At 74.0% G+C, this 25,870-nt stretch carries 23 protein-coding genes; 8 read left to right on the top strand and 15 right to left on the bottom strand.

Annotation, left to right across the window (positions count from 1 at the left end; all coding sequences use genetic code 11):
- Window positions 1-176 precede the first annotated feature (176 nt).
- The 4 genes from ACGFIZ_RS10470 to ACGFIZ_RS10455 all read left to right on the top strand — a co-directional run bounded on the left by ACGFIZ_RS10470 (window position 177) and on the right by ACGFIZ_RS10455 (window position 4,460).
- Complete coding sequence (locus tag ACGFIZ_RS10470) at window positions 177-1,787, top strand: hypothetical protein (protein WP_393417847.1); 1,611 nt, start codon at window positions 177-179, stop codon at window positions 1,785-1,787.
- Window positions 1,788-1,842: 55 nt separating this feature from the next.
- Window positions 1,843-2,640: a peroxide stress protein YaaA gene (gene yaaA, locus ACGFIZ_RS10465; protein WP_393417845.1), complete on the top strand. Its 798-nt coding sequence runs from the start codon at window positions 1,843-1,845 to the stop codon at window positions 2,638-2,640.
- Window positions 2,641-2,772: 132 nt separating this feature from the next.
- The gene (locus ACGFIZ_RS10460; RefSeq protein WP_393417843.1) at window positions 2,773-3,456 is read left to right on the top strand and encodes a hypothetical protein; all 684 of its coding nucleotides are present in this window, start codon (window positions 2,773-2,775) and stop codon (window positions 3,454-3,456) included.
- Between the two features lie 56 nt (window positions 3,457-3,512).
- Window positions 3,513-4,460: a TAXI family TRAP transporter solute-binding subunit gene (locus ACGFIZ_RS10455; RefSeq protein WP_393417841.1), complete on the top strand. Its 948-nt coding sequence runs from the start codon at window positions 3,513-3,515 to the stop codon at window positions 4,458-4,460.
- Window positions 4,461-4,511: 51 nt separating this feature from the next.
- Here ACGFIZ_RS10455 and ACGFIZ_RS10450 read toward each other — a convergent pair whose 3' ends face one another.
- The gene (locus ACGFIZ_RS10450) at window positions 4,512-5,963 is read right to left on the bottom strand and encodes a sensor histidine kinase (RefSeq protein WP_393417839.1); all 1,452 of its coding nucleotides are present in this window, start codon (window positions 5,961-5,963) and stop codon (window positions 4,512-4,514) included.
- A gap of 10 nt (window positions 5,964-5,973) precedes the next feature.
- The gene (locus ACGFIZ_RS10445) at window positions 5,974-6,630 is read right to left on the bottom strand and encodes a response regulator transcription factor (protein WP_347667020.1); all 657 of its coding nucleotides are present in this window, start codon (window positions 6,628-6,630) and stop codon (window positions 5,974-5,976) included.
- On the opposite strand from ACGFIZ_RS10445, the gene ACGFIZ_RS10440 reads away from it, so the two are divergent.
- Entirely contained in the window at window positions 6,623-7,123 is a 501-nt protein-coding gene (locus tag ACGFIZ_RS10440; RefSeq protein ID WP_393417836.1) for a DUF952 domain-containing protein, read from the top strand. The genes ACGFIZ_RS10445 and ACGFIZ_RS10440 overlap by 8 nt on opposite strands.
- A 68-nt stretch (window positions 7,124-7,191) precedes the next feature.
- Here the strand turns inward: ACGFIZ_RS10440 and ACGFIZ_RS10435 are convergent, their stop codons facing one another.
- The 4 genes from ACGFIZ_RS10435 to ACGFIZ_RS10420 form a co-directional block, all read right to left on the bottom strand.
- Complete coding sequence (locus ACGFIZ_RS10435; RefSeq protein ID WP_393417834.1) at window positions 7,192-8,949, bottom strand: CDP-glycerol glycerophosphotransferase family protein; 1,758 nt, start codon at window positions 8,947-8,949, stop codon at window positions 7,192-7,194.
- Between the two features lie 218 nt (window positions 8,950-9,167).
- Entirely contained in the window at window positions 9,168-11,204 is a 2,037-nt protein-coding gene (locus ACGFIZ_RS10430) for a DUF6077 domain-containing protein (RefSeq protein ID WP_393417832.1), read from the bottom strand.
- Window positions 11,205-11,352: 148 nt separating this feature from the next.
- Window positions 11,353-12,318 carry a Gfo/Idh/MocA family protein gene (locus tag ACGFIZ_RS10425; protein ID WP_393417830.1) on the bottom strand — a complete coding sequence of 322 codons (966 nt, stop codon included), beginning with the start codon at window positions 12,316-12,318 and terminating at the stop codon, window positions 11,353-11,355.
- Entirely contained in the window at window positions 12,315-13,415 is a 1,101-nt protein-coding gene (locus ACGFIZ_RS10420) for a DegT/DnrJ/EryC1/StrS family aminotransferase (protein WP_393417828.1), read from the bottom strand. The genes ACGFIZ_RS10425 and ACGFIZ_RS10420 overlap by 4 nt, the downstream gene beginning before the upstream one ends.
- A 202-nt stretch (window positions 13,416-13,617) precedes the next feature.
- On the opposite strand from ACGFIZ_RS10420, the gene ACGFIZ_RS10415 reads away from it, so the two are divergent.
- Window positions 13,618-14,706 carry a YbhN family protein gene (locus ACGFIZ_RS10415; protein ID WP_393417826.1) on the top strand — a complete coding sequence of 363 codons (1,089 nt, stop codon included), beginning with the start codon at window positions 13,618-13,620 and terminating at the stop codon, window positions 14,704-14,706.
- A 52-nt stretch (window positions 14,707-14,758) separates the two neighbouring features.
- Here ACGFIZ_RS10415 and ACGFIZ_RS10410 read toward each other — a convergent pair whose 3' ends face one another.
- From ACGFIZ_RS10410 to ACGFIZ_RS10380, 7 genes are read right to left on the bottom strand one after another with little or no spacing between them, the layout of a single operon-like run.
- A complete protein-coding gene (locus tag ACGFIZ_RS10410) occupies window positions 14,759-15,997 on the bottom strand; it encodes an acyl-CoA reductase (protein WP_393417824.1) in 1,239 nt (412 codons plus the stop codon).
- Window positions 15,994-17,040 carry an acyl-protein synthetase gene (locus ACGFIZ_RS10405; protein ID WP_393417822.1) on the bottom strand — a complete coding sequence of 349 codons (1,047 nt, stop codon included), beginning with the start codon at window positions 17,038-17,040 and terminating at the stop codon, window positions 15,994-15,996. Before ACGFIZ_RS10405 ends, ACGFIZ_RS10410 begins: the two co-directional genes overlap by 4 nt.
- A complete protein-coding gene (locus tag ACGFIZ_RS10400; protein WP_393417820.1) occupies window positions 17,037-18,458 on the bottom strand; it encodes an AMP-binding protein in 1,422 nt (473 codons plus the stop codon). Before ACGFIZ_RS10400 ends, ACGFIZ_RS10405 begins: the two co-directional genes overlap by 4 nt.
- A complete protein-coding gene (locus ACGFIZ_RS10395) occupies window positions 18,455-19,210 on the bottom strand; it encodes an SDR family oxidoreductase (RefSeq protein ID WP_393417818.1) in 756 nt (251 codons plus the stop codon). The genes ACGFIZ_RS10400 and ACGFIZ_RS10395 overlap by 4 nt, the downstream gene beginning before the upstream one ends.
- Window positions 19,203-19,442, bottom strand: coding sequence for an acyl carrier protein (locus ACGFIZ_RS10390; protein ID WP_347666951.1), 240 nt, complete (start codon window positions 19,440-19,442; stop codon window positions 19,203-19,205). The genes ACGFIZ_RS10395 and ACGFIZ_RS10390 overlap by 8 nt, the downstream gene beginning before the upstream one ends.
- A 38-nt stretch (window positions 19,443-19,480) precedes the next feature.
- Window positions 19,481-20,107, bottom strand: coding sequence for an acyltransferase (locus tag ACGFIZ_RS10385; protein ID WP_347667021.1), 627 nt, complete (start codon window positions 20,105-20,107; stop codon window positions 19,481-19,483).
- A 2-nt stretch (window positions 20,108-20,109) separates the two neighbouring features.
- The gene (locus ACGFIZ_RS10380) at window positions 20,110-21,300 is read right to left on the bottom strand and encodes a glycosyltransferase family 4 protein (protein ID WP_393417815.1); all 1,191 of its coding nucleotides are present in this window, start codon (window positions 21,298-21,300) and stop codon (window positions 20,110-20,112) included.
- A 305-nt stretch (window positions 21,301-21,605) separates the two neighbouring features.
- On the opposite strand from ACGFIZ_RS10380, the gene ACGFIZ_RS10375 reads away from it, so the two are divergent.
- Complete coding sequence (locus ACGFIZ_RS10375; protein ID WP_393417813.1) at window positions 21,606-22,313, top strand: UDP-N-acetylglucosamine acyltransferase; 708 nt, start codon at window positions 21,606-21,608, stop codon at window positions 22,311-22,313.
- 121 nt (window positions 22,314-22,434) lie between these two features.
- On the opposite strand, the gene ACGFIZ_RS10370 is transcribed toward ACGFIZ_RS10375, so the two are convergent.
- Both ACGFIZ_RS10370 and ACGFIZ_RS10365 read right to left on the bottom strand, forming a co-directional pair.
- On the bottom strand, window positions 22,435-23,370 hold the full coding sequence (locus ACGFIZ_RS10370) for an NAD-dependent epimerase/dehydratase family protein (RefSeq protein WP_393417811.1): 936 nt from the start codon (window positions 23,368-23,370) through the stop codon (window positions 22,435-22,437).
- Between the two features lie 27 nt (window positions 23,371-23,397).
- Window positions 23,398-24,543, bottom strand: coding sequence for a DegT/DnrJ/EryC1/StrS family aminotransferase (locus tag ACGFIZ_RS10365; RefSeq protein WP_347666955.1), 1,146 nt, complete (start codon window positions 24,541-24,543; stop codon window positions 23,398-23,400).
- 117 nt (window positions 24,544-24,660) lie between these two features.
- On the opposite strand from ACGFIZ_RS10365, the gene lhgO reads away from it, so the two are divergent.
- Entirely contained in the window at window positions 24,661-25,857 is a 1,197-nt protein-coding gene (lhgO, locus tag ACGFIZ_RS10360) for an L-2-hydroxyglutarate oxidase (protein ID WP_393417809.1), read from the top strand.
- Window positions 25,858-25,870: the final 13 nt, after the last annotated feature.

Raw genomic sequence — 25,870 nt, 5'->3', positions numbered from 1 at the left:
CGGCCCGGTGCAGGTTCGGTACGGCCAGCTGGCCAGCGGGTGTGGGCACGCTGCAACCCTGCCACACCCCGGCGGAGGCGGCCACGCGAGCGGAGAGCACCCCCGTCCCGTTTGCCAAGAACGACCCGGAACGCCCGGCGCACTCCGTTCGTTACGACGACGGGGGGCGTTGGGTCTTGTCGACAGTCGTGGAACACCGCCGCCGGTGGCGCCCGGCGCTCGACCGGCCGGCGCTCGTCGCGCTCGTGCTCGGGCTGGCCGGGCTCGGCTACCGGCTGGCCCTCGCGCTGCTCACCGTGCCCGCCTCCAACAGCGACGAGGCCACCTTCGGGCTGGCCGCGATGCACATCGCCGCCGGCCGGGAGCACCCGGTCTTCCTCTACGGCCAGCGCTACATGGGCATGCTGGAGTCCTACCTGGCGGCGCCGCTGTTCGCCGTGACCGGGCCGAGCTGGGTCGTGCTGCGGCTGCCGCTGCTTCCGCTCTGGGCGCTCTTCGCCTGGGCGATGTACCGGCTGACCCGCCGGATCTGCACCCCGTGGTTCGCCACGCTCGTCGTCGGCCTGCTCGCGCTGGGCCCCGAGCGCGTCGTCCGGGACCACCTCACCACGGTCGGCGGGCGGGCCGAGGCGAAGCCGGCCGTGGTGCTGGTGCTGCTGATCGCCGTGGGGCTGGCCGACGGGCGGGTCGCGGCCCGGCGGCTCGCCGTCGGCGCCGCCGGCCTGCTGGCCGGGCTGGCCCTCTGGTCGGACTGGCTGATCGTGCCGTACCTGGCGGTGGCCGGGCTGGTGCTGGCCTGGGCGCTGCGCCGGGAACTCGTCGGCCGCTCGGGGGCGCTGCTGCTGGCCGGGGCCGCCCTCGGCGCCGCACCCCTGATCCAGGCCAACCTGGCCGCCCCGCCCGGCCAGGACTCGCTGTCGGTGCTGCGGGCGATCAACACGAGCACCGGGCCGGCCCCGGCGCTCGCCGACCGGCTGCGCGGCGGGCTGCTGCAGGGCGTGCCGCTGTCCAGCGGCCTCTGCCCGGTCACCGGGTGCGACCGGGGGCCACAGTGGTTCGGGCTGCTCTACCCGCTGCTGCTGGCGGCCGCCGCCGCGCTCGCGCTGGTCGCGTACCGGCGCGCCGCGAGCCGCGCCGAGCGGGTCGGGCCGGTCGCGCAGCTCGCCCTCGTCGGCGGCGCGGCGCTGACCCTGGCGGTGTACGTCCGCAGCCCGCTGGCCGCCACCGAGCCGCTCGGCAACGCCCGCTACCTGTCGGTGCTCCAGATCTCGCTGCCGATGGTGGTCTGGCCGCTGTGGGTGGCGGCGGTGGCCGCCTGGCGGGGCACGGCCAGCGTCCTCCGCCGGCTGGCCGGGGCGTCGGCCGCCGCGGCGCTGGCGGGGCTGACCGCCGCCGTACTGGTGACCACCGGCAACTTCGTCGCCATGATCGGGCCGTTGCGGGGCGAGGAACTGCTCGCCCGGGAGCTGGCCGACACGGTCCGCCGGGCGGGGCTGCGGGCGGTGTACGCGGAGTACTGGACGTGCAACCGGCTGGTCTTCAACACGGCCGAGGCCGTGGTGTGCGGGGTGCTCGACACCCAGCTGACGCCGGGGCAGAACCGCTACCAGCCGTACTGGCGGGAGGTGGCCCGCGTCGCCCGGCCGGGCTACGTGTTCGCGGCGGACGGCCCGGCGGACCGGCGGCTGCGGGGGCTGCTCGGGGACCGGGCCGACCGGGCCCTGCTCGCCGAGGTGGGCGGCTATCGCGTGTACCACCCGGAGACGGCCGTGCGGCCGTGGCGCTGACCGCGGGCCGTACGCTGGCCGGGCCGCCACCCGCCGCACCGAGGAGGTCCCGCCGATGCTCATCCTGCTGCCGCCCTCGGAGGGGAAGGCCGAGGCCGGCACCGGTCGACGGCTGGACCTGACCCGGCTGTCCCTGCCGGAGCTGAACCCGGCCCGGTCGGCCGTGCTGGCCGAGCTGGTCGGGCTCTGCGCGGGCGGGGACGAGGCGGCGGCCCTCGACGCGCTGGCGCTCACCCCGGGGCTCGCCGGGGAGTTGCGCCGCAACGCCCGGCTGGAGCGGGCGGCCACCGCCCCGGCCGGCCGGATCTACACGGGCGTGCTCTACGAGGCCCTGGACCTCGCCTCGCTGCCCCCGGGCGCGCAGCGGGCGGCCCGCCGGTCGGTGCTGGTCAGCTCCGGCCTGTGGGGGGCGCTGCGGCTCACCGACCGGATCCCGCCGTACCGCTGCCCGATCGGGGCGCGGCTGCCCGGCCTGGGGGCGCTGTCGGCGTACTGGCGGCGGACGCTGGCCCCGGCCATGGAGGCGGCGGCCGGCGGCGGGCCGGTGCTGGACCTGCGCTCCGGCGCGTACGCGGCCACCTGGACCCCGCGCGGCGAGCTGGCCGAGCGGACCGTGACGGTGCGGGTGCTGCACGAGCGCGACACCCCGCAGGGGCCGGTCCGGTCGGTCGTCAGCCACTTCAACAAGGCGACGAAGGGACGGCTGGTCCGGGACCTGCTCACCGCCGGCGTCCGCCCCCGCACTGTGGACGAGCTGGTGGCCGCCCTGCGCGACCTCAAGTACACGGTGCTGGAGCAGCCACCGGCCGCCGGCCGGCCCCGGGCGGTGGACGTCGTGGTGACGCGGCTGTAACAACCCGGAAACGGAAAGGCTCCGCGACGAGGCCGTTGCCGCAAGATTTCCTCAAGCCTGGCGGCCACGGGTACCACCGGACGGCCCGGCGGGCGACGGTAGGGGGAAACCGACGCCGTAAAGGAGACTGTGGTGGCCCCCGAACCCACGCTGCTCGACCGGCCTCGTCTTCCCGCGGCCCCGCCCCCGCTGGACTGGTCGACCCTCGCCGACGCCTTCGAGCTGGCCTGCCTGCTGCGCTGCACCTCCACGCCCGCCGTGACCGGGCGCCGTTCCCCGCTGCCCGCCCCGGCCGGCGCCGGCGCCGAGTTCAACCGGGAGGAGGCGGCGCACCGGATGCGCCAGCTGCTGGGCCGGCTGGAGGTCCCCGTCACCCACGAGGTGGCCACCGGCGGCCTGCGGCGCCGTTACGAGCTGCACCGTCTCCAGGTGCCCCGGGAGTACCGGGCGACGTACGCGGCGCGCATCGAGGTCGGCTGGCGGCAGGGCCGGCGGGAACTGCTCGGCGGGGCCGTCCCGGGGGCGTCGACCGCCCGCCGGGTGTGGCGTCCCCGGCTGGCCGCCGCGGCGTGGCGCGCGGCGCTGCTCGCCGGCGGACGGCACGTGCGACGGCACATCCTCGGCGTCCGGCTGACCGACCGGGAGCTCGCCGCCGTGCTGGTCCGGGGCGCCGCGCTGTTGGGGGTGCCCGCCCTGCTCCAGCCCGGCGCGGGCTGCTTCGTGGTGTGCGTCGCCGAGGGCCCGGACCGGGAGCGCATCATGCACAGCGTCTCCGTGGAGGTGGCGCCCCGGGTGCGGGTGGCGACCGCGAGCTGACCACCGGCCACCCGGCGGGCTTGCGCCGGGCAGGGTTCACGGCGCAGAGTGCCCCGGTGAGCCGTTGCTGGTCTGTGCCCCCGCGCGCCGCCGGCGTGGTGCTGCTGATGTTGCTGGTGGCGTCCGGGCTCGCCGGCTGCCGGGACACGCCGGAGGAGCCGATCCCGATCCGGATCGCCACCGGCAGTCCCACCGCCGTCTACCACGCCTTCGGCCAGTCGCTGGCCGCCCTGCTCAACCGGGAGCTGCCCGGCGTACGGGCGAGCGTGGTGGTGACCGCCGCGTCGGCGGAGAACGTCCGACTGCTCGGCACGGGCCGCGCCGAGCTGGGCTTCACCCAGGCCGACGTGCTGCCCACCGGCGAGCAGGAGCGGCCGAGCGTGCTCGCCGTGGCCCGGGTCTACGACGACCTGCTGCACCTGGTCACCACGGCCAACGGTCCGGTCCGTACGCTGGCCGACCTGCGCGGCCGGCGGGTCTCCGTCGGCGCGCCCGGCTCCGGCACCGAGATCACCACGACCCGGCTGCTGGAGGTCGCCGACCTCGGCGGCGCCGCCGTCGCGCGGGAACGGCTGGGGCTCGACGACTCCGTCGCCGCCCTGCGTGCCGGCCGGATCGACGCCTTCTTCTTCTCCGGCGGGCTGCCGGTGCGCGCCGTCAAGGAGCTGAGCGCCGCCAGCGCCATCCGGATCGTCGACCTGGGCGAGTGGACCGAGCCGCTACGGCGCGGCTACCGCGAGGTCTACGTGTCCCGGGACATCCCCCGCTCGGTGTACGGGGTCGACCCGGTCACCACCGTGGCCAACCCGAACTACCTGGTGGTACGGGCGAACCTGCCGGAGGCGCTGGTCCGCGAGGTGACCCGGCTGTTGATGGAACGCCGGGCAGAGCTGGCGGCGGCCCATCCCGCGGCCGGGCGGATGAGCCCCCGCTCGGCCATCGCCACCACCCCCCTGCCCCTGCACCCGGGTGCGGCCGGCTGGTACCGGTCCAACAAGCCCTGACCGGCCCCCGGCGCGCCGACCCCCGCGGACGGGCGCGGCGCGGAACCGCCCTCAGCGGGCCGACACGGCCGGTCCGTCGGGGCTGACCGCCGGGCCGCGGACGGCCGTACCCGCCGGGGCGGCAGGGCCGGCGGGGACCGGGGCCGGGAACCACAGACCGGCCACCAGGCCGCGCGGCTCCGCCAGACGCATGGTGAGCCGGCCGTCGGAGGCGTCGACCAGCACCGCGACGATGGTCAGGCCGAGCCCGGCGCCGTCGACGTTCTGCACCTCGGGCGCCCGCCAGAACCGCTCGGTGGCCCGGTCGAGCTGGTCCAGCGTCATGCCGGGCCCGGTGTCCCGCACCTCCAGCGCGATCCCGCCGTCGGCGGGCCGGACCGTCACCGTCACCTCGCCGCCGGCCCCGCTGAACTTCACCGCGTTGTCGATCAGCGCGTCGAGCGCCTGGTCGATCGCGGTCGGCACGGTCCGGGCGTACGCCGGGCCGGCGACCGAGGCCAGCCGGAGGCTGACCGACCGGTGCCGGGCCAACGGCTGCCAGGCGGCCACCCGGGACGCGGCCACTTCGGCGGCGTCCACCGTCACCCGCTGGTTCTCCTCCCGCTCGGCGCGGGCGAGGGTGAGCAGGGCGTCCAGCAGCCGCGCCAGCCGGTCGGTCTCCTCCAGCGCCAGCTGGTGCTCCGCCCGTCCCTGCGGGTCGGTGAGGCTCAGCCCCAGCTCCTCCACCCGCAGGCGCAGCGCGGTCAGCGGGTTGCGCAGCTGGTGGCTGGCGTGCGCGACGAAGGCCCGCTGCCGGTCCATCACGTCCGACACCACGTCGGCCATGTTGTTGAAGCTCGCGGCGAGGCGGCGCAGCTCCGGCGGGCCCAGCCGGTGCTGCACCCGGGCGCCCCGGTCCCCCTCGGCGATCTCGTGGGTGACGGCGTCCAGCTCGGTGACCGGTCGCAGCACCCACCCGGCCAGCCCGAACGCGGTCAACACGCAGGCCAGCACCGCGACGATCCCGATCGCGGCGAGCAGCAGCCACCACGCGGTGACCCTCCGCCGGATGCCGTCGGCGGGCGTGGCGATGACGACCGCCCCGAGGACCTCGCCGCCGTCGTTGATCGGCACCGCCACCACGACCGGGTCGTCCCCCCACGGCCACACCGAGTCGGGGACGCTGAACTGCTGCCCGGACAGCGCGTAGTCCAGCGCCGCCTCGGTCCCCGGCCCGGGTCGCCAGTCGCGCGACGACACCGCCGTGCGCCGGTCCCGGTCGACCACCGCCGCGCCGATGCCGTACAACTCGTCGTAGCTCGCCAGCTCGCCGCCGAGCGGCCCCGGGGCACCGCCGCGCAACGCCGGCCCGGCCAGCGAGGCGAACCGGGTCGCGTCGGCGAGCCGGTCGGCCCGCACCCGCTCGGTCTCCCGGCTGGCCAGGGTGGCCGCGAGCGGGGTCTCCAGCGCCAGCAGCACGAGCACCATCAGCAGCAGGTAGCTGATGACCAGCCGACGACGCACGCCACCCCCCTCACTCCGCGCGCAGCCGGTAGCCGACCCCGCGGACCGTCTCCACCAGCCGCGGGTCGCCCAGCTTGCCGCGCAGCGAGCCCACGTGCACCTCGACGGTGTGCCGATCGGCCCAGGTGGTGCCCCAGACGTCGAGCAGGATGCGGTCCCGGGGCACCGCCACCCCGAGCTGCCGGCCCAACGAGAGCAGGATGTCGAACTCCTTGCGGGTGAGGCTGACCTCCCGCCCGTCGACGGTGACCGTGCGGGCGGCGACGTCGATCCGTACCGCCCCGGCCTCGATCACGTCCCGCTCCGGCGCGGCGTGCGCGGCCCGCCGCAGCACCGCCTCGATCCGGGCCTGGAGCTCGACCATCGAGAACGGCTTCACCACGTAGTCGTCGGCGCCCAGCCGCAGGCCGAGGACCCGGTCGCGTTCCTCGCCCCGGGCGGTGACCGCGATGATGCCGAGCTGGGCGCTGCGCCGGCGCAGGGCCCGACACAGGTCCGTCCCGTCGCCGTCGGGCAGGGTCAGGTCGAGCAGCACCAGATCGCAGGGTGCGGCGGAGAGGGCCGCGGCGACGGTGGCCGCGTGCTCCACCTCGTAGCCGCGCCGGATCAGGGCCGAGGACAGGGCGGCTGCGACCCGAAGGTCGTCCTCGACCAGCAGGATGCGCAACCCGGACCCCCCGTTCCTCGAACCGATCCGTCGCATCGTCGCAGAAGCCGGCGCCGGGCGGGAGGGCCGCCCGGCCGGCGGGACGGCGGCCGCCCGGTCCGGGACGGCCCCGGGGCCGCGCGGCCGGGTCTCCCGCCCGCCGTACGCTGCGGGGGTGATCTACAAACTGCTGACCACCGCCGAGTGGGACGCCGCCCGCGACGCCGGGCACTTCGCCGGTTCGGCGGTGGACCACCAGGACGGCTTCATCCACCTCTCCGCCGCCGGGCAGGTCGTGGAGACAGCCCGCCGGCACTTCGCCGGCGTCACCGGCCTGGCGCTGCTCGCCGTCGACCCGGCCGCGCTCGGCGGGCGGCTGCGCTGGGAGCCGTCGCGGGGCGGGGAACTCTTCCCCCACCTGTACGGGGCGCTGCCGGTGGCCGCCGTGGTCGAGGCCCACGCGCTGCCGGCGGACACCCCGGCCGCCGACGCGGTGGCGCGCCTGCTGGCCTGACCGGCCCCGGAAACGGGCGCGGGCCCGGGCGACCGTGGTCACCCGGGCCCGCACGCGACGTGGACGGTTCAGCCGCAGACGCGGCCGATCTCCTGCCGGAACCGCTCCATCGGGTTCGGCTCGTCCGGGCCGAGCAGGTAGACCTTCAGCTCCTGGCGCGCCTCCGTCATCGGGTCGTCACCGGCCCGGGTGAGCGCGACGATCTTCTCCAGCTCGCCGCAGTCGGCCGAGAGCAGGTACGCCGCCCGGGCGGTCGGGAAGTTGCGCCGGAACTCGTCCTCCGACAGCCCGCTCGGGTTGGCCACCACGTACGGCCGCTGGCTCTGCACGAAGTCGGACACCACACTGGAGATGTCGCTGATCAGCAGGTCGGTCTGGTTGAAGCAGTCGAACAGGGCCGGGACCCGGCCGGTGACCACCCGGTGGCCGGGGCCGTCGAGCGAGGTGGCCTCGGTGTCGCCGCCGGCCGCGCGGATCAGCCCCACCACCCGCTGGTGCACCGCCAGGGCCGCCTTCGAGCGGGTGCCGGTCAGCGGGTGCGGCTTGTAGATCAGCCGCACCGACGGCCGGGTGGCGAGCAGGCCCTTGACGATCCGCTCCCCCATCAGCACCAGCGAGGTGTGGTACGGGTCGTCTTCGAGCCAGCCCTCCCAGGTCGGGGCGTACAGCACGGTGAAGGGCCGGTCGACCGACTCGGAGCCGAACGTGTGCACCCCGGCCAGCTGCGGCCGTCCGATCTCGACGATGTCGGTGTCCAGCACGCCCACGCCGGCCCGGGCGTAGCGCTCGCGCCCGGCGCGCCCGGCCACCCAGACCTCGTCGTACACCTTGCTGTACGGGTTGACGCTGGCCTGCTTGTCGCTGTCGCCGTGCCCGACGAAGATGTGCTTCGTGCCCGGCTCGCGGAGCATGTGGATGTTCGCGCCGACGTTCGCCGCGTAGAGCGCGGCGCGGACGCTGCCCATTTCCAGGTTCATGAAGTCCGGGCCGGCCGGCACGCAGATCACCGGCAGCCGCGTGTCGGCCAACTCCTGGAACGCCTCCCGGCTGCGCATCAGCACCACGGCCCGCCGCTCGAGGGCCTCGGTCGGGGCCAGCCACATGTTGGCCTGGTAGACGTCCTTCGCGGGACCGGCGAAGTAGAGGGCGACCTCCGGCCGGTAGGTGTCCATCCACCGCTGCACGGCCGGCAGCAGGGTGCTCTTGCCCATTCCCCGGCCGCGCAGCCAGGTCAGCGCGACGATGCCGCCGGCCACCGCCGCCGACAGCACGGCCGCGGCGCCGGCCGCCAGCATCGGGGCGACGTCGTCCTGCGCCGCCGCGAGCACCGCCGCCGGCACCAGCAGGACGTTGATCATGGCGAGCGGCTCGCCCGCGACCGCGGAGACCCACTCGGGCGGGCGGGGCGCGGAGCGCAGCGGGCCGAGTTCGATGTTGCGCACGAGCGCGGACTGCGGGTTGCGGCGCTCGATCATCCTGTTCAGCGCCCCGGCGAAGACCGAGATCACCCAGACCCCGGCGGGCAGCAGCAGGATCGCGGTCAGCTGCACCGGAGTGGGGCGGAGCGTCCCGACGACGAGCAGGACGGCCGAGAGGTCACGGGTCAGCTGGCGGTAACCGCGCCCGAGGCCGACCTTCTCCAGCAGCGTCAGGGTGGGCGCCGACCACCGGGGCAGGGCGAACTCACCGACGACGGCGACGGCCCCGGCCACCGCGAACAACCAGACCGCGCCCAGCGCCCCCGCGACGAGGGCGATCAAATAGAACAGCAGCAGCAAGGCCCCGCGACCGGCCACTCCCGCCGGTCCCATCAACTTGCCGAACAACGGTCACTCTCCCCCAGACGGAATCGGCGACGGGGCCGACCCCACCGGGACCGGCCTCGACGTCTAGTACGGCTAGCAGCGGGGTCCACTCGTTCGTCGTGCACGGCCCCATTCGCCCTCAGACCTTAACGCGAGACGTTGAGAGCGCCCTATTGGGGGTATTGCGGATTTCTTTCCGTTGCGGGCGGTCGGTCCCGCACCGGTCCCGCTCGGTACGGTCATCCGTTCTGCCGGAAACATCGCACCGCGCCGGGGGCCGGGCGCCTCGCGAACTCCTCGAAGCCGAGCTGCGCCACGGCGTCGCGGCCGGCCCGGTTGACGGAGTAGACGCAGATGGTCGTCACGTTCAGTCGCTCGATCGACGCCGCCAGCTCCGGCAGCGGGGCGATCTCCGTGCCGTCGGCGAGCTTCGCCAACCGTCGGCGGTCCCGCACGAAGTCGGAGTTCTGGTCGTACTCGAGCAGGTAGCCGTCGCGGGGCAACACCACCCGCAGCCGACTGTCGATCATGGGCGCGGTGCGCATCAGGGTCGACGGAGCGAGCAGCAGGCCGGACGGACGGTCCAGCCCGTCGATCCAGAAGACGATCTGCTTACGCTGCTGCGGCAGCTTCCAGATCGGGTGCGGCGCCACCTCGACGAAGCTCTCCTTGGCCCACATCGGCGTGCCGAAGGACGCGAGGGACGCGACCAGCGCCGCGGCGACGACCGCGCTGGCCAGGCGGGACAACCTCGGCAGATCGACGGTGCAGAGGATCCCGACCAGACCGGGCAGCGCGAGGATCCAGGGCACCCGCCAGAGCACGGCGGAGACCCCGCTGACAGCGCCGAGCGCCTCCAGCACGCCGGGCACGAGCAGCACGCTCAGTGTCACCGCCGCGCTCGCCGCGAGCAGTCTCGGGGTGCGCGGCCGGACGAGCATGGGCGCACACCAGAGGGCGAGCCCGCCGACGACCCCCAGCACGCCGATCAGCAGGGTGCGGCGGTAGGTGCCCTCGGCGTCGAAGAACTGGACGTCGCCGCCGGCGGCGACCGGCCCGAGCACCAGCCGCGACACGACCACCGCGCCGATCGGGTAGACCAGCGCGACGACCCCGGCCGTCAGCGCGTCCCGCCAGCGGCCGACCAGGAGCATGGCCAGACCGGCGGCGCCGACCAGCAGCGGCAGGATGATCGCCGATGTCGACGTCAGCCCGGTCGCCACCACCGAGAGCGCGCCCACCAGGAACAGCTTCCACCTCGACCGTGACTCGAACCAGTCGGTCAGGTAGACCCACATGAGCGGGATGACCGCCGAGACGAACATGCCCTTGCCCTCGTAGAGCCGGGGCAGGTGGAACGTGCCGAGCGCGGCGTCCGAGCCGGCCACGAGATAGAGGTAGGCGACGGCCACCGTGAAGGCCAGCACGGGCCGGCGGGGCGCCCAGCGGTGGACCAGCCGCCACAGGGCGAGCACCGCGAGCACGGCGAGCACCGGCAGCAGCACGTACCACGTGGCGGTGGCCGCGTGAATGCCCAGGAAACGTCCGAGCGCGCCGGCGAAGACCTCGATCGAGGAGATCGGCGGCTGGGTGCTCAGCGGGGCGGCGACGTTCTCGGTGAACAGGAAGTCCCGCAGCGGGACGATGTCCCGCTGGGCCACCCACACCGACTTGCCGACGTAGAAGACGTCGTCCTGGGTGTTGCGGGCCATGAACAGCGAGGAGACGGCGACCCCGACCGACACGAGCAGCGCGTAGGTCGCCTGCCCGCCCCTGGCGACCGGCTCCCCCGCCTCGGCGCGGACCAGCCACGCCCGGCGCGCGCGCAGCACCACGACCGCGGAGGCGAACAGCCCGAGCGCGGCGGGCACCCACCAGGGCATCCGACCCCCGACGGCGGCGGTGCCGGCGGCGAGGACGCCGGCGCCGGCGGCGATCCACCACCAGCGCGACCTGTCCGCGGCGGGCTCCACCGGGGCGGGCGGGGCCTCGACCGCCCGCCGCCGTAGGGCCCGGACCAGCGCCAGCACGCCGAGCACGGCGCAGCAGACGAGCCAGACTCCGAACGTCACCGACGGCCGCAGGGCGACCAGGAAGGCCGCGTGGTACAGGACGGTGAACAGTGCGAAGGCCAGCACGGACGCATCGGTCATCCGGCGCGGAAGGGACGCCACGAAGGCCCCGAACCGCCGCCTGGCGTCGTGGCCCCCGGTGCGTTGCTCGTCCGGCATGCGCTGGTCCCCCACGGGCTCGGCGTCGTTCGCGACGGTCGACACAGGGCGTCCTTGCTCTCGGTCGAGTGGGAGGATTCGTGGTCGGGCCGCCCCGCCGTGGGCGGGCACGGCCGGCCCGGCGCAGGACGGCAGCCTACCCCGGACGTGGTCACCGGCGGGGCCGGCCACCCGGGCCGCCCGCCGGCGAGGCTCAGTGGGAGTCGCCGGCGAAGAGCCGGCCGACCGCCCGGTGCGCCGGCAGGATCCCCTGGCGTGCCGCATCCGCGTCGAGCACCCCGTCGAGGATGTCGAGGAAGTGGTCGAGCTGGGCGGCGAGCGGTTCCCGGTTGGAGACCAGTTCCGGAACCTCCATGATGGACTGCTGCCGGTAGCCGCGGCCGTCCGGCGTCGCCGCGTCGAGCGACACGTGCCGGTAGATGGTGACGTCCCGGCGGATGAGGTCCGCCTCGATCAGCCGGTCCACCTCGCTGATCACCAGGGTGCGGACCTTGCGCTGGCCGATCCGGCTCGCCGAGACGTTGGCCAGGGCCGGGTTGTCGAACGTCAGCACCACCTCGGCGACGTCCTCCGCGCCGGGCAGCGAGTCGGGGTGGAAGTAGCCGAGGGAGCCCCGCACCGAGCTCGGCTCCTGCCCGCCGAACGCCTGGATCGCCAGGTCGACGTCGTGCACCAGCAGGTCCCACGCCACGCCGGTGCGGATCCGCGGCGCGTACGGGGAGTGCCGGGTGACGGTCAGGTGGACGGGACGGTCGACCAACGCGAACGCGGTCAGCACGGCCGGGTTGAACCGCTCGAGCAGCCCGCACAGCAGGGGCACGCCCCGCTTCTCGGCGGTCGCCACGACGTCCTCGGTCTCGCTGAGGCTGCCGCAGACCGGCTTCTCGATCAGCAGCGGCTTGTCCGCGGCGAGCACCTCGCCGGCCAGGCCGTGATGCAGCTCGGTGGGAGCGGCGATGACCACCGCGTCGATGTCGGAGAGGTTCGTCAGGTCGGGGGCCCACTCGGCGCCGTACCGGTCGGCGACGTCCCGGCCGACGGACTCGCGGGGCTCAATCACCCGGACCAGCCGGGCCCGGTCCGACTGGGCGATGACCCGGGCGTGCAGGGAGCCCATCACGCCCGTGCCGACCAGGGCGAAGCGCACCGGGGCGGTCACGCGCCCGCCGCCTTGCGGACGGCCTCGACCACCCGGTCCACGTCGCCGTCGGCGAGGTGGTGGTGCACCGGGAGGGAGACGCACTGCCGGACCACCCGACCGGTCACCGGGGCCGGGTCGGCGACCACCCGGGGGTGGTCGCGGTAGCAGTCGTAGTCGTAGACCGTCTTCGGGTAGTAGATGCCGCTGCCGACGCCCTGTTCGGTGAGCCGGGCGATCACCTCGTCGCGGCTGACCGGGGCGGCGTCGGTGACCAGCACCGTGTACTGGTGCCAGACGTGCGAGCGGCCGGGCAGCTCGGTCGGCAGGCGCAGGCCGGGGACGTCGGCGAGGCCGGCGGACAGCCGGGCGGCGTTGTCCCTGCGCCGCTTGACGCTGTCGGCGTAGCTGGCCAGCTGCGGGATACCGAGGGCGGCCTGCAGGTCGGTGAGCCGGTAGTTGTGGCCGGCGACCTCGTACTGGTAGCGCTGCCGCATGCCCTGGTTGCGCAGTACCCGCAGCCGGTCGGCGAGGGCCGCGTCGTTCGTGGTGATCATGCCGCCCTCGCCCGTGGTGAGGTTCTTGGTGGCGTAGAGGGAGAACGTGCCGAGGCCGAAGCTGCCCGCCCCGCGCCCGTCGACGGTCGCCCCCAGCGACTGCGCGGTGTCCTCCACCAGGCCCAGCCCGTGCCGCTCGACCAGCGGGACGATCGCGCCCATGTCGGCCGGCTGCCCGTACAGGTGCACCGGCATGACCACCCTGGTCCGCGGCCCGATCGCGGCGGCCAGCGCCTCCGGGTCGATGCAGAAGTCGTCCTCACGGATGTCCGCGAACCGGGCGGTCGCGCCCGCCTCCAGGATCGCGTTCAGCGTGGCGACGAACGTGAACGGGCTGGTGACGACCTCGTCCCCGGGCTGCAGGTCGAGCACCTCCAGGGCGGCGACCAGCGCCGTCGTGCCGTTGTTGACGGCCACCGCGTGCTCCACCCCGACCAGGTCGGCGAACTCCCGCTCCAGCCGGGCGACCATCGGACCCTGCGCCAGCACTCCGGAACGGATCACCTCCACCGCGAGCTGCTCGGCCGCCTCGTCGAGTCTGACCACGGAAATGGGGATCACGGCGTCTCTCCTCGGGGGGTTGGTGGCAGCGAGCAGACGGTAACAGCGGTGAGCTGCGACGAGGCAGCGACGGTCCGCCGTCGAGGGGTTCCACACCACGCGCGCCGGGGTACGTACGGCGCGGGACCTGGGCTAGTGTAGTTCCCTGCTCTGACCACCCCACCCCGGCGACGGGCGAATGCGACGCGGAGGCAGGTAACGCATGGTAGAGACGGCCACGCGCAAGAGCGCCGCCCCCGCGACAGCGCCGACGCCGTCGACCGACGACCTGCCGGCCGGCGCCGCGCCGGCCCCGGCCAGCCCGCTGCGGCGGTGGCTGTCGCTCGGCGTACGGGTGGTCGTCATCGTCGCCATCGCCGCCGGGATGACCTGGAGCGTCGTCGACCAGTGGCCCCAGGTCCGGTCGACCTGGCTCGGCCTGGCCTGGCAGTCGGTGGCGCTGTCGGTGCTGGCGGCGCTGCTCGGGATGGTCGCGAACACGATGGCCTGGCGGGCCGCCGTGGCCGACCTGGGGCACCGGGTGTCGGTCGCCGCGGCCCTGCGCATCTGCCTCGTCGGCCAGTTGGGCAAGTACATCCCCGGCAGCGTGTGGGCGTACGTGCTCCAGATCGAACTGAGCCGACGCGCGGGACTGCCACGCGCGCGGGCCTTCCTGGCCACCCTGGTCAGCGTCGGCCTCGGCGTGACCGCCGCGCTGGGCCTCGGCCTGCTGAGCCTGCCGGCGCTGCGCGACGCGGCGGCCGGCGACGAGACCAGTTACGCCGACTCGGTGCGGGTCGCGCTCTGGATCGTGGCGGCGCTGTTCCCGGTCGCGCTGGTCTGCGCCCTGCCGCGGGTGCTCACCGCGCTCGTCCAGCTCACCCTGAAGGTGCTGCGCCGCCCGCCGCTGGAGCACCGGCTCACCTGGCCCGGCGTGCTGCGGGTGGTCGGCTGGAGCGCGCTGGGCTACGGCCTGTTCGGCGTGCACCTGTGGCTGCTGGCGAACGCCCAGGCCGCCCCCGGGCTGGACGGTTTGCTGCGCAGCGTCGGCTCGTTCGCCATCGCGATGACCGTGGGCATGTTCGCCTTCCTCTCCCCCTCCGGGCTCGGCGTGCGGGAGGCCGTGCTGGTGGCCGCGCTGGCCCCGTTCCTGGCGGGCAGCGGCGGCGTCGGCGCGGCGATGGGCATCGCGCTGGCGTCCCGGCTGATCTTCACCATCGCCGACGTCATCGCCGCCGGGCTGGCCGCCCTGTCCGGGGTGCGGCAACTGCGCCGGGAGGGCGGGGCCGAGGTGGCCCCCGCCACCGAGTAGCGGAGACGCGACAAGGGCCCGGTCGGTGACCGGGCCCTTGTCGTTGCGATCGTCAGCGGGTGGTGACGGTGGTGATCCGGGTGAACTCGCGCATCAGGTCGTACCCGTCCCAGGTGGCGGCGAAGTTGAGCGCGTCGCCCACCGGGACGATCCGGTCCACCCCCCGGCCGGCGAGCGTGCGGGCGAAGGCGACCAGGTCGTCGGCGGAGAACCCGAAGTGGGTGACCGTCTGGTCCCGACGGACCACCAGCGGCGCGAGGTCCGCGAGCGTGTCGACCCGGGCCTGCGGGAACGTCCCGACGCCGAGCCAGCGGCGCGGGATGCCGCCCGGCTCCGCCAGGTCGACCGTCGCCAGGTCGTTGCCGTCGAAGTGGACGGCCGTGGCGGCCCCCTCGATGGCCAGGCCGTACGTGGCGACCCGCTTCTCGACCGCCATCGCGGCGTCCACCTCGGGCCGTTTGCCGTCCAGCACCGTGCGGAGTCGGGCCAGCAGGTCCGCGCGGGCCGTCGCGGTCGCCGCCGGGTCGCCGACCCAGTACACGGTACGGGGCGAGGCGCAGGCCGCCTGGTCGAACCAGTACGAGTCGTTGTAGAAGCCGAGCGCGGCGGCGTCCCGGTCCCGCTCCTCGGCGGCCAGCCAGCCGGCCGCGCCGATCACCGTGAAGGAGGAGCGGTCCGGGAACGTCAGGTCCCGGGCGTGCGGCGCGAGCGGGTGCCGGCGGATCTCGGCGACCGACCGGTCACCGCCCCAGATCACCCGCAGGTCGGCGGCGGCGGACAGCGCGGCGGTCACCGCGTCGTCCCGGCCGTACGTGACCATCCGCTGGGTCTGCCGGACCGCCTCGTCCGCGTCGGCGAGGGTGTCGTTCAGCGCGTCGAGCACCGCGTCGGCCGCCCCGGCCGACCGGGACGAGATCCGCACCACGTTGGCGTTGCCGGCCAGCGCGGACAGCGCCCAGGAGTAGACGAAGATGGTGTCGACGTTGGCCGGCGGGACGTGGAAGACCAGCCCTCGGGGGAAGCGGAGCTGCCCCGGCTCGTCGCCCACCCGCTCGAGCGCCTTGGCGATCTCGCCACGGCGGAGGAAGAACCCGAGGGAGGCCAACTCCGGGTGCCGGCGGGCGACCGCCGGACGGAGCAGCCGGCGGGCGAACGCCACCAGGAACTCCACCACCCGCTCGTCGCCGACGGTCAGCGGCCCACCGGCCGGGGCCGCCCGCAGCGCGGTGACCAGGTCGTCGACGCCGATGGCGCCGCCCGCCGGGAACCGCTCGATCACCTTGCCGCTCATGCCGCCTCCGTGAACGTGTCGCTGCACCCGCGCGCCTCCGCCCGGGGCAGCCGGCCCAGGATGGAGAACCGCTTGCCCGGCCAGACGCCGTCGTCGACGCCGTGGACCACGCCCCGGTCCTCGGTGAGCAGGATGTGCCCGGGGTACGACCGGGGCAGGGTGCTGATCACCTGCACCACGCCCGGGGTGCCCACCGGCACCTCCTCCCAGGTGTGCGGGTCGCGGACGATGACGTCGGAGAAGTCGGGGCAGTAGAGGCCGCCGCCGTCCGGCCCCTCCAGGAAGGTCAGGCCGATCTGCTCGACCATCCCGTAGAAGTTGTGGATCCTGGTCAGCCCGGTGTCCTCCGTGAGGCGGCGGCGGAACTCCGCGTTGTCCACCGCACGGTCGACCAGCTTCTTCCAGCCGCCGCTGTGGATCAGGATGCCGTTGCTCAGGTCGAGCTTGTGGTCCCGGGCCAGCTCGTAGAGGTAGAGCCAGGTCATGAACGTGAAGCCGAAGATGAGGAACGGCTGGTCGCCGTGCTTGTCGAGGAAGGCGCGCACCGCGTCCGGGTCGGGCTGGTCGTGCTCGTCGAGCACGAAGGTGTGGTCGCGGCCGAAGTTCATCAGGCCGAGCACCCCGGCGCCCCGCGCGGAGAACGACTGCCGGTTGGCGAACAGCGCCTTCGTGTCGACCAGCAGCATCGGCAGCCGCTTCGGCCCGATCACCGTGCTCAGCGTGGCGGAGAGCATCTTCTGCTGGACGCCGGCGGCTTCCTTGTCGAGGAAGATCCGGCTCACGTCCCCGGTGGTGCCCGAGGACGTGAGCACCTTGAAGACCTCGTCGTCTCCGATGCTCTTGAGCGCGTGGTGCTTGAACAGCCGCACCGGCAGCCAGGGCAGGTCGGCCACCCGGTCGTACCGGCGGCCGGGCAGGTGGCCCAGGGAGGCGAGCAGCCGGGCGTACTCCGGGCTGTTGGCCCGGTGGTGCTCGGTCAGCTCCACCAGCTCGGGCAGCAGCTTCGCCTCGCGCGCCGCCTGGTCGAGGGTGAACAGCGTCATACCAGCGCCTCCAGGGAGCGGTAATCGATCTTGCCGTTGGGCAGCTGCGGCAACCGCTCGATGGTGCGGACGTCGAAGCCGGACCGGTGCAGCTTGAGCCGCTCCGCGAGCCGGCCGGCGAGGGCCTTCGCGTCGTCGCCGGTGATCCCCTCGACGAACACGACGACCTTGTCCGGGCCGGAGACCGCGACGACGGGCCCCTGGTCGCGGGCCAGCTCCTCGATGTCGTGCAGGTTCACCCGGATGCCGAAGATCTTGCCGAACCGCTTGAGCCGGCCGCGCAGCCAGACGAAGCCGTCGGCGTCGAGGTGGCCGAGGTCCCCGGTACGCAGCACCCCGCCCTGCTCGTCGCCGCGGGTCAGATCGGCCGAGCTCTCCGCGTACCCCATCATCACGTTCTGGCCGCGGTAGACCAGCTCGCCGACCACGCCGGGACGGTCGGTCTCCGCGCCGTCGGGGCCGAGGACGGTGAACGACCCGCCGTCGAGCGCCGGGCCGACCGAGCCGACCCGCTCGGGCAGCGCGTCGGCCGGCAGCGTGCTCATCCGGGGCGCCGCCTCGGTGCAGCCCCACATGACGTGGAACCGGCCGCCCACCGCGGCGATCCGCTCGTGGAAGGCGAGGATCATCTCGTCGCGCAGCTTGCCGCCGGCCTGGGTCAGCGTACGCAGCGACGGATACTTCGCCGGGCTCCACCGGATCCGGTGCAGCATCTCGTAGTTGTACGGCACCCCGGCCAGCGACGTCGCGCCGTGGGCCTGCACGGCCTGCCAGAACTCGCGGGCCAGCACCCCGCCGTCCACCACCAGCACGGTCGCCCCGGCGGCCAGGTGACTGTTCAGCACCGACATGCCGAAGCTGTAGTACAGCGGCAGGCTGGTCGGGGCGATCTCGTCCGGCCCGATGTCCAGGGCCCGCGCGATCGCGGCGGCGTTGGACTCCACGGCGGTGCGGGAGAGCCGGACGAACTTCGGGTCGCCGGTGGAGCCGGAGGTGGCCAGCAGCACCGCCAGGTCCGGGTGCGGCTGGTCGGCCGAGGGTCGCTCGCGGACCCAGACCGGGCCCAGCACGGCGTCGTCGACCTCCCGGTACTGCTTGGGCCGCTCCCCCGGGCTGGCGCCCGCGCCGCCCTCGGCGAGGCCGACCACGACGGCCGGCTCGAACCGGCGGACGAAGTCGGCCAGCACGGCCGGGTCCAGCGACGGGTCGAGCAGGGCCACGGGGCGGTCGGCGCGCAGCGCGCCGGCGTACCGCAGCACCGCGGCCACCGAGGTGCCGCTGCGGGCGAAGACCACCCCGGGCGGAAACCCGCCGTACGCGGTGGCGTGCCGGTCGACCTCGGCGCCCAGCTCGACGCCGCCGAGGACGTCGCCGGTGGCGGCGTCGATGAGGCGGGCGGTCGGGGCCACCAGGTTCACGGCACCAGCCCTCCGTCCACGCCGAGTACCTGGCCCGTCACGTACCGGGCCGCGTCGCCGGCCAGGAACCGGATCACGTCGGCCACCTCGTCGGGGTCGCCGAGGCGACCGAGCGCCGCGGCCGACGCCTGCCGGTCCAGCACCTCGGCCGGCAGCGCGGCGGTGAGGTCGGTGCGGATCACCCCGGGCGCGACGGCGTTGACGCGGATGCCCCGGCCGCCCAGCTCGCGCGCGGCGGAACGGGCCAGCGCGGCCACGGCGGCCTTCGACGCCGCGTACACGGACTGGCCGGCCGCGCCGTACGTGCCGACGACCGAGGCGAGCAGCACGATCGAGCCGCCCCGCCGCTCGGTGCCGTCGGCCCCCTTGCGCTTGCGGGCCATCGCCCGGCCGGCCGCCTGCACGGCCGCGACGGCGCCCGCGACGTTGACGTCCAGCGTGCGGCGGACGTCGTCCGCCCGCATCATGCCGAGCAGGCCGCTCTCCATGATCCCCGCGTTGGCGACCAGCACGTCCAGCCCGCCGTGCTCGGCGGCGACCTGCTTGACCGTGGCGCCGACCGCGTCGAAGTCCGCCGCCTCCAGGCCGAGGCCGTGCCCGCCGAACTCCTTGGCCACGGCCTCGGCCCGACCGGCGTCGCGGCCGGTGACGACGACCGTGGCGCCGGCCGCGGCGAGGGCGCGGGCGGTGGCCAGGCCGATGCCCCGGGTGCCGCCGGTGACGAGGGCCACCCGGCCGGTCAGCTCACTCATCGACGCCGAGACCCCGCAGCATGTCGAGGGCGACCTTGAAGCTGCTCATGTCGATGACCTGCTCGGTCTCCAGCTGGACGTCGAACTCGTCCTCGATCGCGGCGACCAGGGTCATGTGGCCGAGGGAGTCCCACTGCTCGATGCCGCGGTAGGTGAGGCTCTCCACGTCGGTGCCCTCGGGCAGTTCCAGGGCGTCCACGAAGACGGTACGCAGGCGGTCGGTGAGGGTCATTTCGCTTCTACTCCGTTGATCGCTAAGGGAAGGGATGGTCACTGCCCGTCGCGGCGCACCGCGGGCGAGCCCCAGACCGGGGCCTCCCCACGCGCCTGCGCCTCGGCCCGCCGGGCGGCGTTCTCGGCGCGGACCCGCTCCGCCTCGGCCTTGATGTGGTCCTGGTCATAACGCTGGAACACCCGGGCGGGATTGCCCGACACCAGACTGTAGGGGGGAACGTCCTTGGTCACCACCGACAGCGGGCTGACGGTCGCGCAGTCACCGATGGTGACACCCATCATGATCACGCTGTTGCCGCCGATGAAGCAACCCTTGCCGATCTTGACCGGCTTGCGCTCGATGAGGTCGCTGCCGGAGTGGTTCTCCAGCATCATGTTCGCCAACCAGCTGGAGTGGGTGAACACGAGGCAGTTCAACCCGATGCTGGTGTGGTCGCCGATCTCCAGTCCGCCGCTGGCGTCCAGGACGGTGTTCTCCCCGATCCAGCAGTGCTCCCCCATGACCAGGTTCTCCGGGCTGACGATCTTCGTCCGCTCCCGGATCCGGGTGGTCTCGGGCAGGCCGAGGAAGCGGGCCCGCTCGACGTCGTTGAGGAGGCCGCCGACGAAGTCGTTGAGGATGCCCGTACGCAGCCGGTTGCTGCGCTCGTCGTCGGAGAACATGTTCACGCCCGCTCACCGACCATCCTCGCGAAGACCTCCAGGTGCTGGCGGGTGACCACGTCGAGCGTGAAGTGCGAGTACACGAGGTCGCGCTGGCGCTTGGCGATCCACTCCCGCTCCTCCGGCTCGTCCAGCAGCCGGATCACCGCGTCCGCGAGGTCGGCCGGGTCGTTCGGCCGGACCAGCACGAAGTTCTCCCAGTTGCGCAGCCGCACCGCCGGGAAGTTCGTCTCGGTGACCGTGCCGATCGTGGCCCGCCCGGCCGCCATCGCCTCCAGGCTGGCGGTGCCGAAGCCGCCGCCCTGCAGGTCGTGGGCCACCACGTCGGCGGCGGCGAAGTAGGCCGGCACGTCGGCCGGCGGCACCACGCCGGTGGTGATGATCGCGTGGTCGACGCCCAACTCCGCCGCCCGCTTGGCGAACGCGTCGTAGTAGACCCGGCCGATGATCATCACCTTGGTGTCCGGGTGCTTGGCCAGGACGGCCGGGAGCGCCTCGACCAGGGCCAGCCGGTCCCGCAGCGGGATCACGTGGCCCAGCGAGACGATCAGCGGGCCGTCGCCGACACCGTGCCGGGCGCGCACGTCGGTCTCCGGGGTGCCCTCGAAGCGGCTCGGCTCCACCGCGACCGGGATGTACTCGAAGTCCGCCGTGGTCGCGCCGTAACGCTCCGCGCAGTAGTGGGCCGCCAGCTCGTCCATGATCACGTAGCTGGGCCGGAACCGCGTGACGATCGGCCTGACCAGGAAGCGGTCCAGCGTCCGGAACAGCGCGGCGTACTTCGGGTCCGGGCTCTCCAGCCGGGTGTGGATCGACAGCAGCACCGGTACGCGGTGGCGGCGCGCGTACCAGCCGGAGATCCAGCTGAGATCGAAGAACTGGCCGTGCTGGTGGATCACGTCGGGCCTGAACTCGGCCAGCAGCCGGGAGACCCGGCGCAGGTTGCCGGGGCGGGCCAGCGTGAAGGCCATGTCGAAGTCGATGGACAGGCCGAGCTTCGGCATCGGCATGGCGGGCAGCCGGATGACGCGGTAACCGTCCCGCCGCTCCTCCGCCGGCGCGTCCCGGTAGGCGGCTGTCAGGACCAGGACCTCGTGACCGGCCGCGGCGTAGCGCTCCGCCAGCGCCGCGGCGAGGTGCGAACTCCCGCCGGGCCGCGGGGGGAAGAAGTTGTTGACGACCGCGATCCGCACAGCGGTAACTCCCGTCGAGGTCGGTGTGAGGGGCGGAGTGGGGGTCCGGGGCCCACCGGTGGATCGTACGGGCGGTCCGGAGGATCTGCCGGGAGGCGACGCGGGCCTACGCTACCTCAGCGCCGTGAACAGGCGGTGACTGCCGTCCTGCCAGGAGGCCCTGCCCGCACCTCCCGAACCCGCGGTCCGCCCCGCCCGGCAGCCGCGGCCGGCCGGGGCGGACCCACCCGTCCGGTAGGCTCTCCGACCGGCGCCGGCCCTGCCGGCCGGCCATCAGCCGGACACACCTTGCAGAGCGGACAAGCATGGCGAACACCATCCACCCGACCGCCGTCATCGGGGCCGACGTGCAGCTCGGCGACGACAACACGATCGGCCCGTACAGCGTGATCGTGGGGCCGACCCGGATCGGCAACGGCAACTGGATCGGGCCGCACGTGGTGATCGGGACCCCGGCCGAGTACCGGGGCGGTCCCCACCCGGCCGCCTGGGACCCCGACGGCGGGCGCGCGGGAGGCGGCGTCGTGATCGGCGACAACAACGTCCTCCGGGAGTTCGTCACGGTCAACCAGGGCATCCAGGAGACAACCCGGATCGGCGCCGACTGCTACCTGCTGACCAGCAGCCACATCGGGCACGACTGCGTGCTCAACGACGGGGTGACCATCACGGACGCCGTGCTGCTCGGGGGGCACACCCACGTCTGGTCCTGGGCCAACATCGGGCTGGGCACGGTGGTGCACCAGCGCGGCCAGGTCGGCCCCGGCGCCATGGTCGGCATGGGCTCGGCGGTGCGCCGCGCGGTGGAGCCGTTCACCATCACCGTGGGCAACCCGGCCCGGGCCACCGGCGTCAACCGGGTGGGCCTGTCCCGGCGTGGCTGCACGGAGGACGTGGTCGACGCCTTCGAGCAGTACCTGAAGGGCCGCGCCAACCTGCCGGCGGGCCTGCCCGACGACGTCGCCGCCGAGCTGTCCGCATGGGCCAAGGCCATGGCCTCGGAGAAGGAGTGACGCCGCCGGTTCTCGGCGCCGACGGCTGATCCGGTGACCGGCACGGCGACCGTGGACACCGCGCAGACGACGGGCGTGGGGGCGCCGGCCGGTGGCCGGCGCCCCCACGGCGTCTCGGGGCTCAGGCGGCCGGGGCGGAGTTCCGCACCAGCTCGTTCATGCCCTCCTCGACCGTGATCCGGGGCTCCCAGCCGAGCACCTCGCGGGCCCGGGTGATGTCGGCGGCCCGGCGGCTGACCAGCACGTCGCGCGGGTTGAAGATGGGCTCGACGTCGGTGCCCACCGCCTGGATCAGGATCTTGGTCAGCTGGGCGATGGAGGTGTCCACCCCGGTGCCGATGTTCAGCGGCATGTTGTCCTGCTCCGACTCCAACGCCGCGACCACGGCGCGGGCCAGGTCGGTGACGTGGATGAAGTCCATCGACTGCTCGCCCTTGCCGTCGATGATCGGGGCCTGGCCGGCGCGCAGCCGCTGGATGAAGGTGTTGATGACGCTGGTGTAGTACGCCTCGATCTTCTGGCCCGGGCCGTACACGTTGAAGAAGCGCAGCGCCATCCAGGACAGGCCCTTGCTGCGCTGGTAGTAGCCGAGCAGGTCCTCGCCGGCCCGCTTGGAGATGCAGTACGGGGTGAGCGGGTCGAGCTGGTCGTCCTCGTGCATCGGCAGCTTCTTCGGGTCGCCGTAGACCGACGCCGAGGAGGCGAACACCAGCCGCTGCACGCCGTGGTCGGCGGCGGCGGCGAAGACGTTGTTGTTGCCGACCATGTTGATGTCGATGGACTCGTACGGGTCGGCCTGGCTCTTGTTGATCGAGACGGTCGCGAAGTGGATGACGTGGGAGCAGCCCTTCATCGCGTTGTGCACCGCGCCGCCGTAGCGCACGTCCTGCTCGACCAGGTCGACCTTGCCGGTCTTGACCAGCTCGTTCACCCGGGCCCGGTCGCCGCGCGCCATGTTGTCGAAGATGCGGACCTCGTAGCCCTTCTCCAACAGCAGCGGGATCACGTGCAGCCCGATGAAACCGGCGCCGCCGGTGATGAAGACCTTCTTGCTCATGCGGATTCGGTTCCCTTCAAGGATGACTCAGCGACCGGCGGCGACCGCGGTGACGACCTCGCGCACGGTCGCGGCGACCCGGTCGACCTGCTCGTCGGTCAGGTTGGCGTGCATCGGGATCGCGAGGTGGCGGGCGAAGACGTCGGCCGAGACGGGGCACGGCCGCGCCGGCTCGCCGTAGAGCGGCTGCACGTGCGAGGCGTACGTGCCGAAGTTGCACTGCACGCCGCGCCCCCGCAGCCCCGTCGCCACCGCGCCCCGGTCGACCGAGGGGTCGAGGGTGAGGATGTACGCCTGCCACGGGTGCTCCCGGTCCGGCAGCTCGGCGGGCACGGTGACCAGGTCGAGGTCCTTGAGCAGCTCGCCGTAGCGGGCGGCGATGCGCCGCTTGGTGGCCAGCAGGTCGGGCAGCCGGTCCAGCTGGGCGAGCATGATCGCCGCGGCGACGTCGGAGAGCCGGTAGTTGTAGCCCAGCTCGTCGAAGGTCGGGATGGGCAGGTCGGTGGAGGCCGCCCGGGTCAGCGCGCCCTCGATGCCGTACGTGTGCAGCTTCCGGGCGTGGGCGACGAGGTCCTCGCGGTCCGAGGTGAGCGCCCCGCCCTCGCCGGCCGTGATGCCCTTGCGGCCGTGGAAGCTGAACGCGGCGATGTCGGCGAGGCTGCCGGCCGGGCGGCCCTTGTAGGTGGCGCCGGCGGCGCAGGCGCCGTCCTCGACCAGGAACAGCTTGTGCCGGTCGGCGATGGCGCGCAGCTCGTCGTAGTCGGCCGGCTGGCCGGCGACGTCGACCGCGATGATCCCGACGGTACGGGGGGTGATGGCGGCCTCGACGGCGGCGGGATCGACCGTCCAGATGTCGGGGCGGACGTCGGCGAAGACCGGCTTCGCGCCCGTCCACATCACCGAGTGTCCGGTGGCGGGGAACGTGTAGTCGCCGACGATGACCTCGTCGCCCGCGCCGACGCCGAGGGTGAGCAGGGCGAGGTGCAGGGCGGCGCCGCAGTTGTTGGTGGCCAGCGCGTGGGCGGTGCCCGTCGCGGCGGCGAAGCGCTCCTCGAACCTGCGGCACGTCGGTCCGGCGCCCGCCAGCCAGCCGGAGGCGAAGACCTCGGCGATCGCCGCGAGCTCCGCCTCCCCGACCGTGGGCTGACCGAGCGCGATGACGTCGTCTGACATGAGACTCCCTAGAAGTCGACCCGGTGCAGTCTAGGCCACCCCGGGTCGGCTGCGACGAATCGGGCACGTCCGGCTTGGCTACCATCCACCTCGGAATACGCCGGCAGGGGGGACGAGATGACGAGGTTCGTGGTCGTGGGCGGCGGCATCGTCGGCCTGGCGGTGGCCCACCGGCTGATGACCGACCGACCCGGCGACTCGGTGACCGTGCTGGAGAAGGAGGCCGGCTGGGCCGCCCACCAGACCGGCCACAACTCGGGCGTGATCCACGCCGGGGTGTACTACAAGCCGGGCAGCCTCAAGGCGACCCTGTGCCGGGCCGGCAGCGCGTCGATGGTCGAGTTCTGCGCCGAGCACGGGCTGTCGTACGACATCTGCGGCAAGCTGATCGTGGCCACGGAACCGGCGGAGCTGCCGCGGCTGCACGCGCTGCACGAGCGGGCGGTGGCCAACGGCCTGCCGGTGCGGCTGCTCGACGCGGCGGAGGCCGCCGAGTACGAGCCGCACGTGGCGGCCGTGGCCGCGCTGCACGTCGCCTCGACCGGCATCGTGGACTTCGGCGCGGTCTGCCGCACGCTCGCGGCGCTGCTCGCCGCCGGGGGCGCCGACCTGCGCACGCGGACCGAGGTGACCGGGATCGCCACCCGGCCCGAGGGGGTGGTGGTGGACACCACCGGCGGCGACATGGTCGGCGACGTGCTGATCAACTGCGCCGGCCTGCACGCCGACCGGGTCTCCCGGCTGGCCGGGGTGCCGACGCCGGTGCGGATCGTGCCGTTCCGCGGCGAGTACTACGAGCTGACCCCCCAGCGCCGCGGCCTGGTGCGCGGGCTGATCTACCCGGTGCCGGACCCGCAGTTCCCGTTCCTCGGGGTGCACCTGACCCGGATGATCGACGGCAGCGTGCACGCCGGTCCGAACGCCGTGCTGGCCACGGCTCGGGAGGGCTACTCGTGGGGGCGGTTCAGCCCGCGCGACGTCTGGGACGAGCTGACGTACCGGGGCCTGTGGGCGCTGGGCCGCCGGCACTACCGGTACGGCCTGACCGAGGTGGCCCGGTCGCTGTCGAGGAAGCGGTTCGCGGCCAGCCTGGCGCGGCTGGTGCCGGAGCTGACCCCGGACGACATCGTCCGGGCCGGAGCGGGGGTACGCGCCCAGGCGATCCTGCCCGACGGCGGCCTCGTGGACGACTTCCTGATCGTCGAGGCGGACCGGCAGGTGCACGTGCTCAACGCGCCGTCCCCCGCCGCGACCAGCTCGCTGGAAATCGCCCGGCACATCGTCTCCCGGCTGCCGCTGGACGCGACACCCTGACGGTCTCCCTACG

The sequence above is a fragment of the Micromonospora sp. NPDC048830 genome, from assembly GCF_043198215.1.
Lineage (GTDB): Bacteria > Actinomycetota > Actinomycetes > Mycobacteriales > Micromonosporaceae > Micromonospora.
Note: the sequence above shows the minus strand (reverse complement) of the source record. Positions and strands in the feature narration are given on the sequence as shown.

Excerpts from the sequence above, each read along its gene's own strand:
- ACGFIZ_RS10405 (WP_393417822.1), bottom strand. The coding sequence starts at position 17,040 with ATGACGCTGTTCACCCTCGACCAGGCGGCGCGCGAGGCGAAGCTGCTG.
- lhgO (WP_393417809.1), top strand. The coding sequence starts at position 24,661 with ATGACGAGGTTCGTGGTCGTGGGCGGCGGCATCGTCGGCCTGGCGGTG.
- ACGFIZ_RS10415 (WP_393417826.1), top strand. The coding sequence starts at position 13,618 with ATGGTAGAGACGGCCACGCGCAAGAGCGCCGCCCCCGCGACAGCGCCG.
- ACGFIZ_RS10385 (WP_347667021.1), bottom strand. The coding sequence starts at position 20,107 with ATGTTCTCCGACGACGAGCGCAGCAACCGGCTGCGTACGGGCATCCTC.
- ACGFIZ_RS10370 (WP_393417811.1), bottom strand. The coding sequence starts at position 23,370 with ATGAGCAAGAAGGTCTTCATCACCGGCGGCGCCGGTTTCATCGGGCTG.
- ACGFIZ_RS10395 (WP_393417818.1), bottom strand. The coding sequence starts at position 19,210 with ATGAGTGAGCTGACCGGCCGGGTGGCCCTCGTCACCGGCGGCACCCGG.
- ACGFIZ_RS10410 (WP_393417824.1), bottom strand. The coding sequence starts at position 15,997 with ATGAGCGGCAAGGTGATCGAGCGGTTCCCGGCGGGCGGCGCCATCGGC.
- ACGFIZ_RS10375 (WP_393417813.1), top strand. The coding sequence starts at position 21,606 with ATGGCGAACACCATCCACCCGACCGCCGTCATCGGGGCCGACGTGCAG.
- ACGFIZ_RS10365 (WP_347666955.1), bottom strand. The coding sequence starts at position 24,543 with ATGTCAGACGACGTCATCGCGCTCGGTCAGCCCACGGTCGGGGAGGCG.
- ACGFIZ_RS10440 (WP_393417836.1), top strand. The coding sequence starts at position 6,623 with ATGCGCAACCCGGACCCCCCGTTCCTCGAACCGATCCGTCGCATCGTC.
- yaaA (WP_393417845.1), top strand. The coding sequence starts at position 1,843 with ATGCTCATCCTGCTGCCGCCCTCGGAGGGGAAGGCCGAGGCCGGCACC.
- ACGFIZ_RS10390 (WP_347666951.1), bottom strand. The coding sequence starts at position 19,442 with ATGACCCTCACCGACCGCCTGCGTACCGTCTTCGTGGACGCCCTGGAA.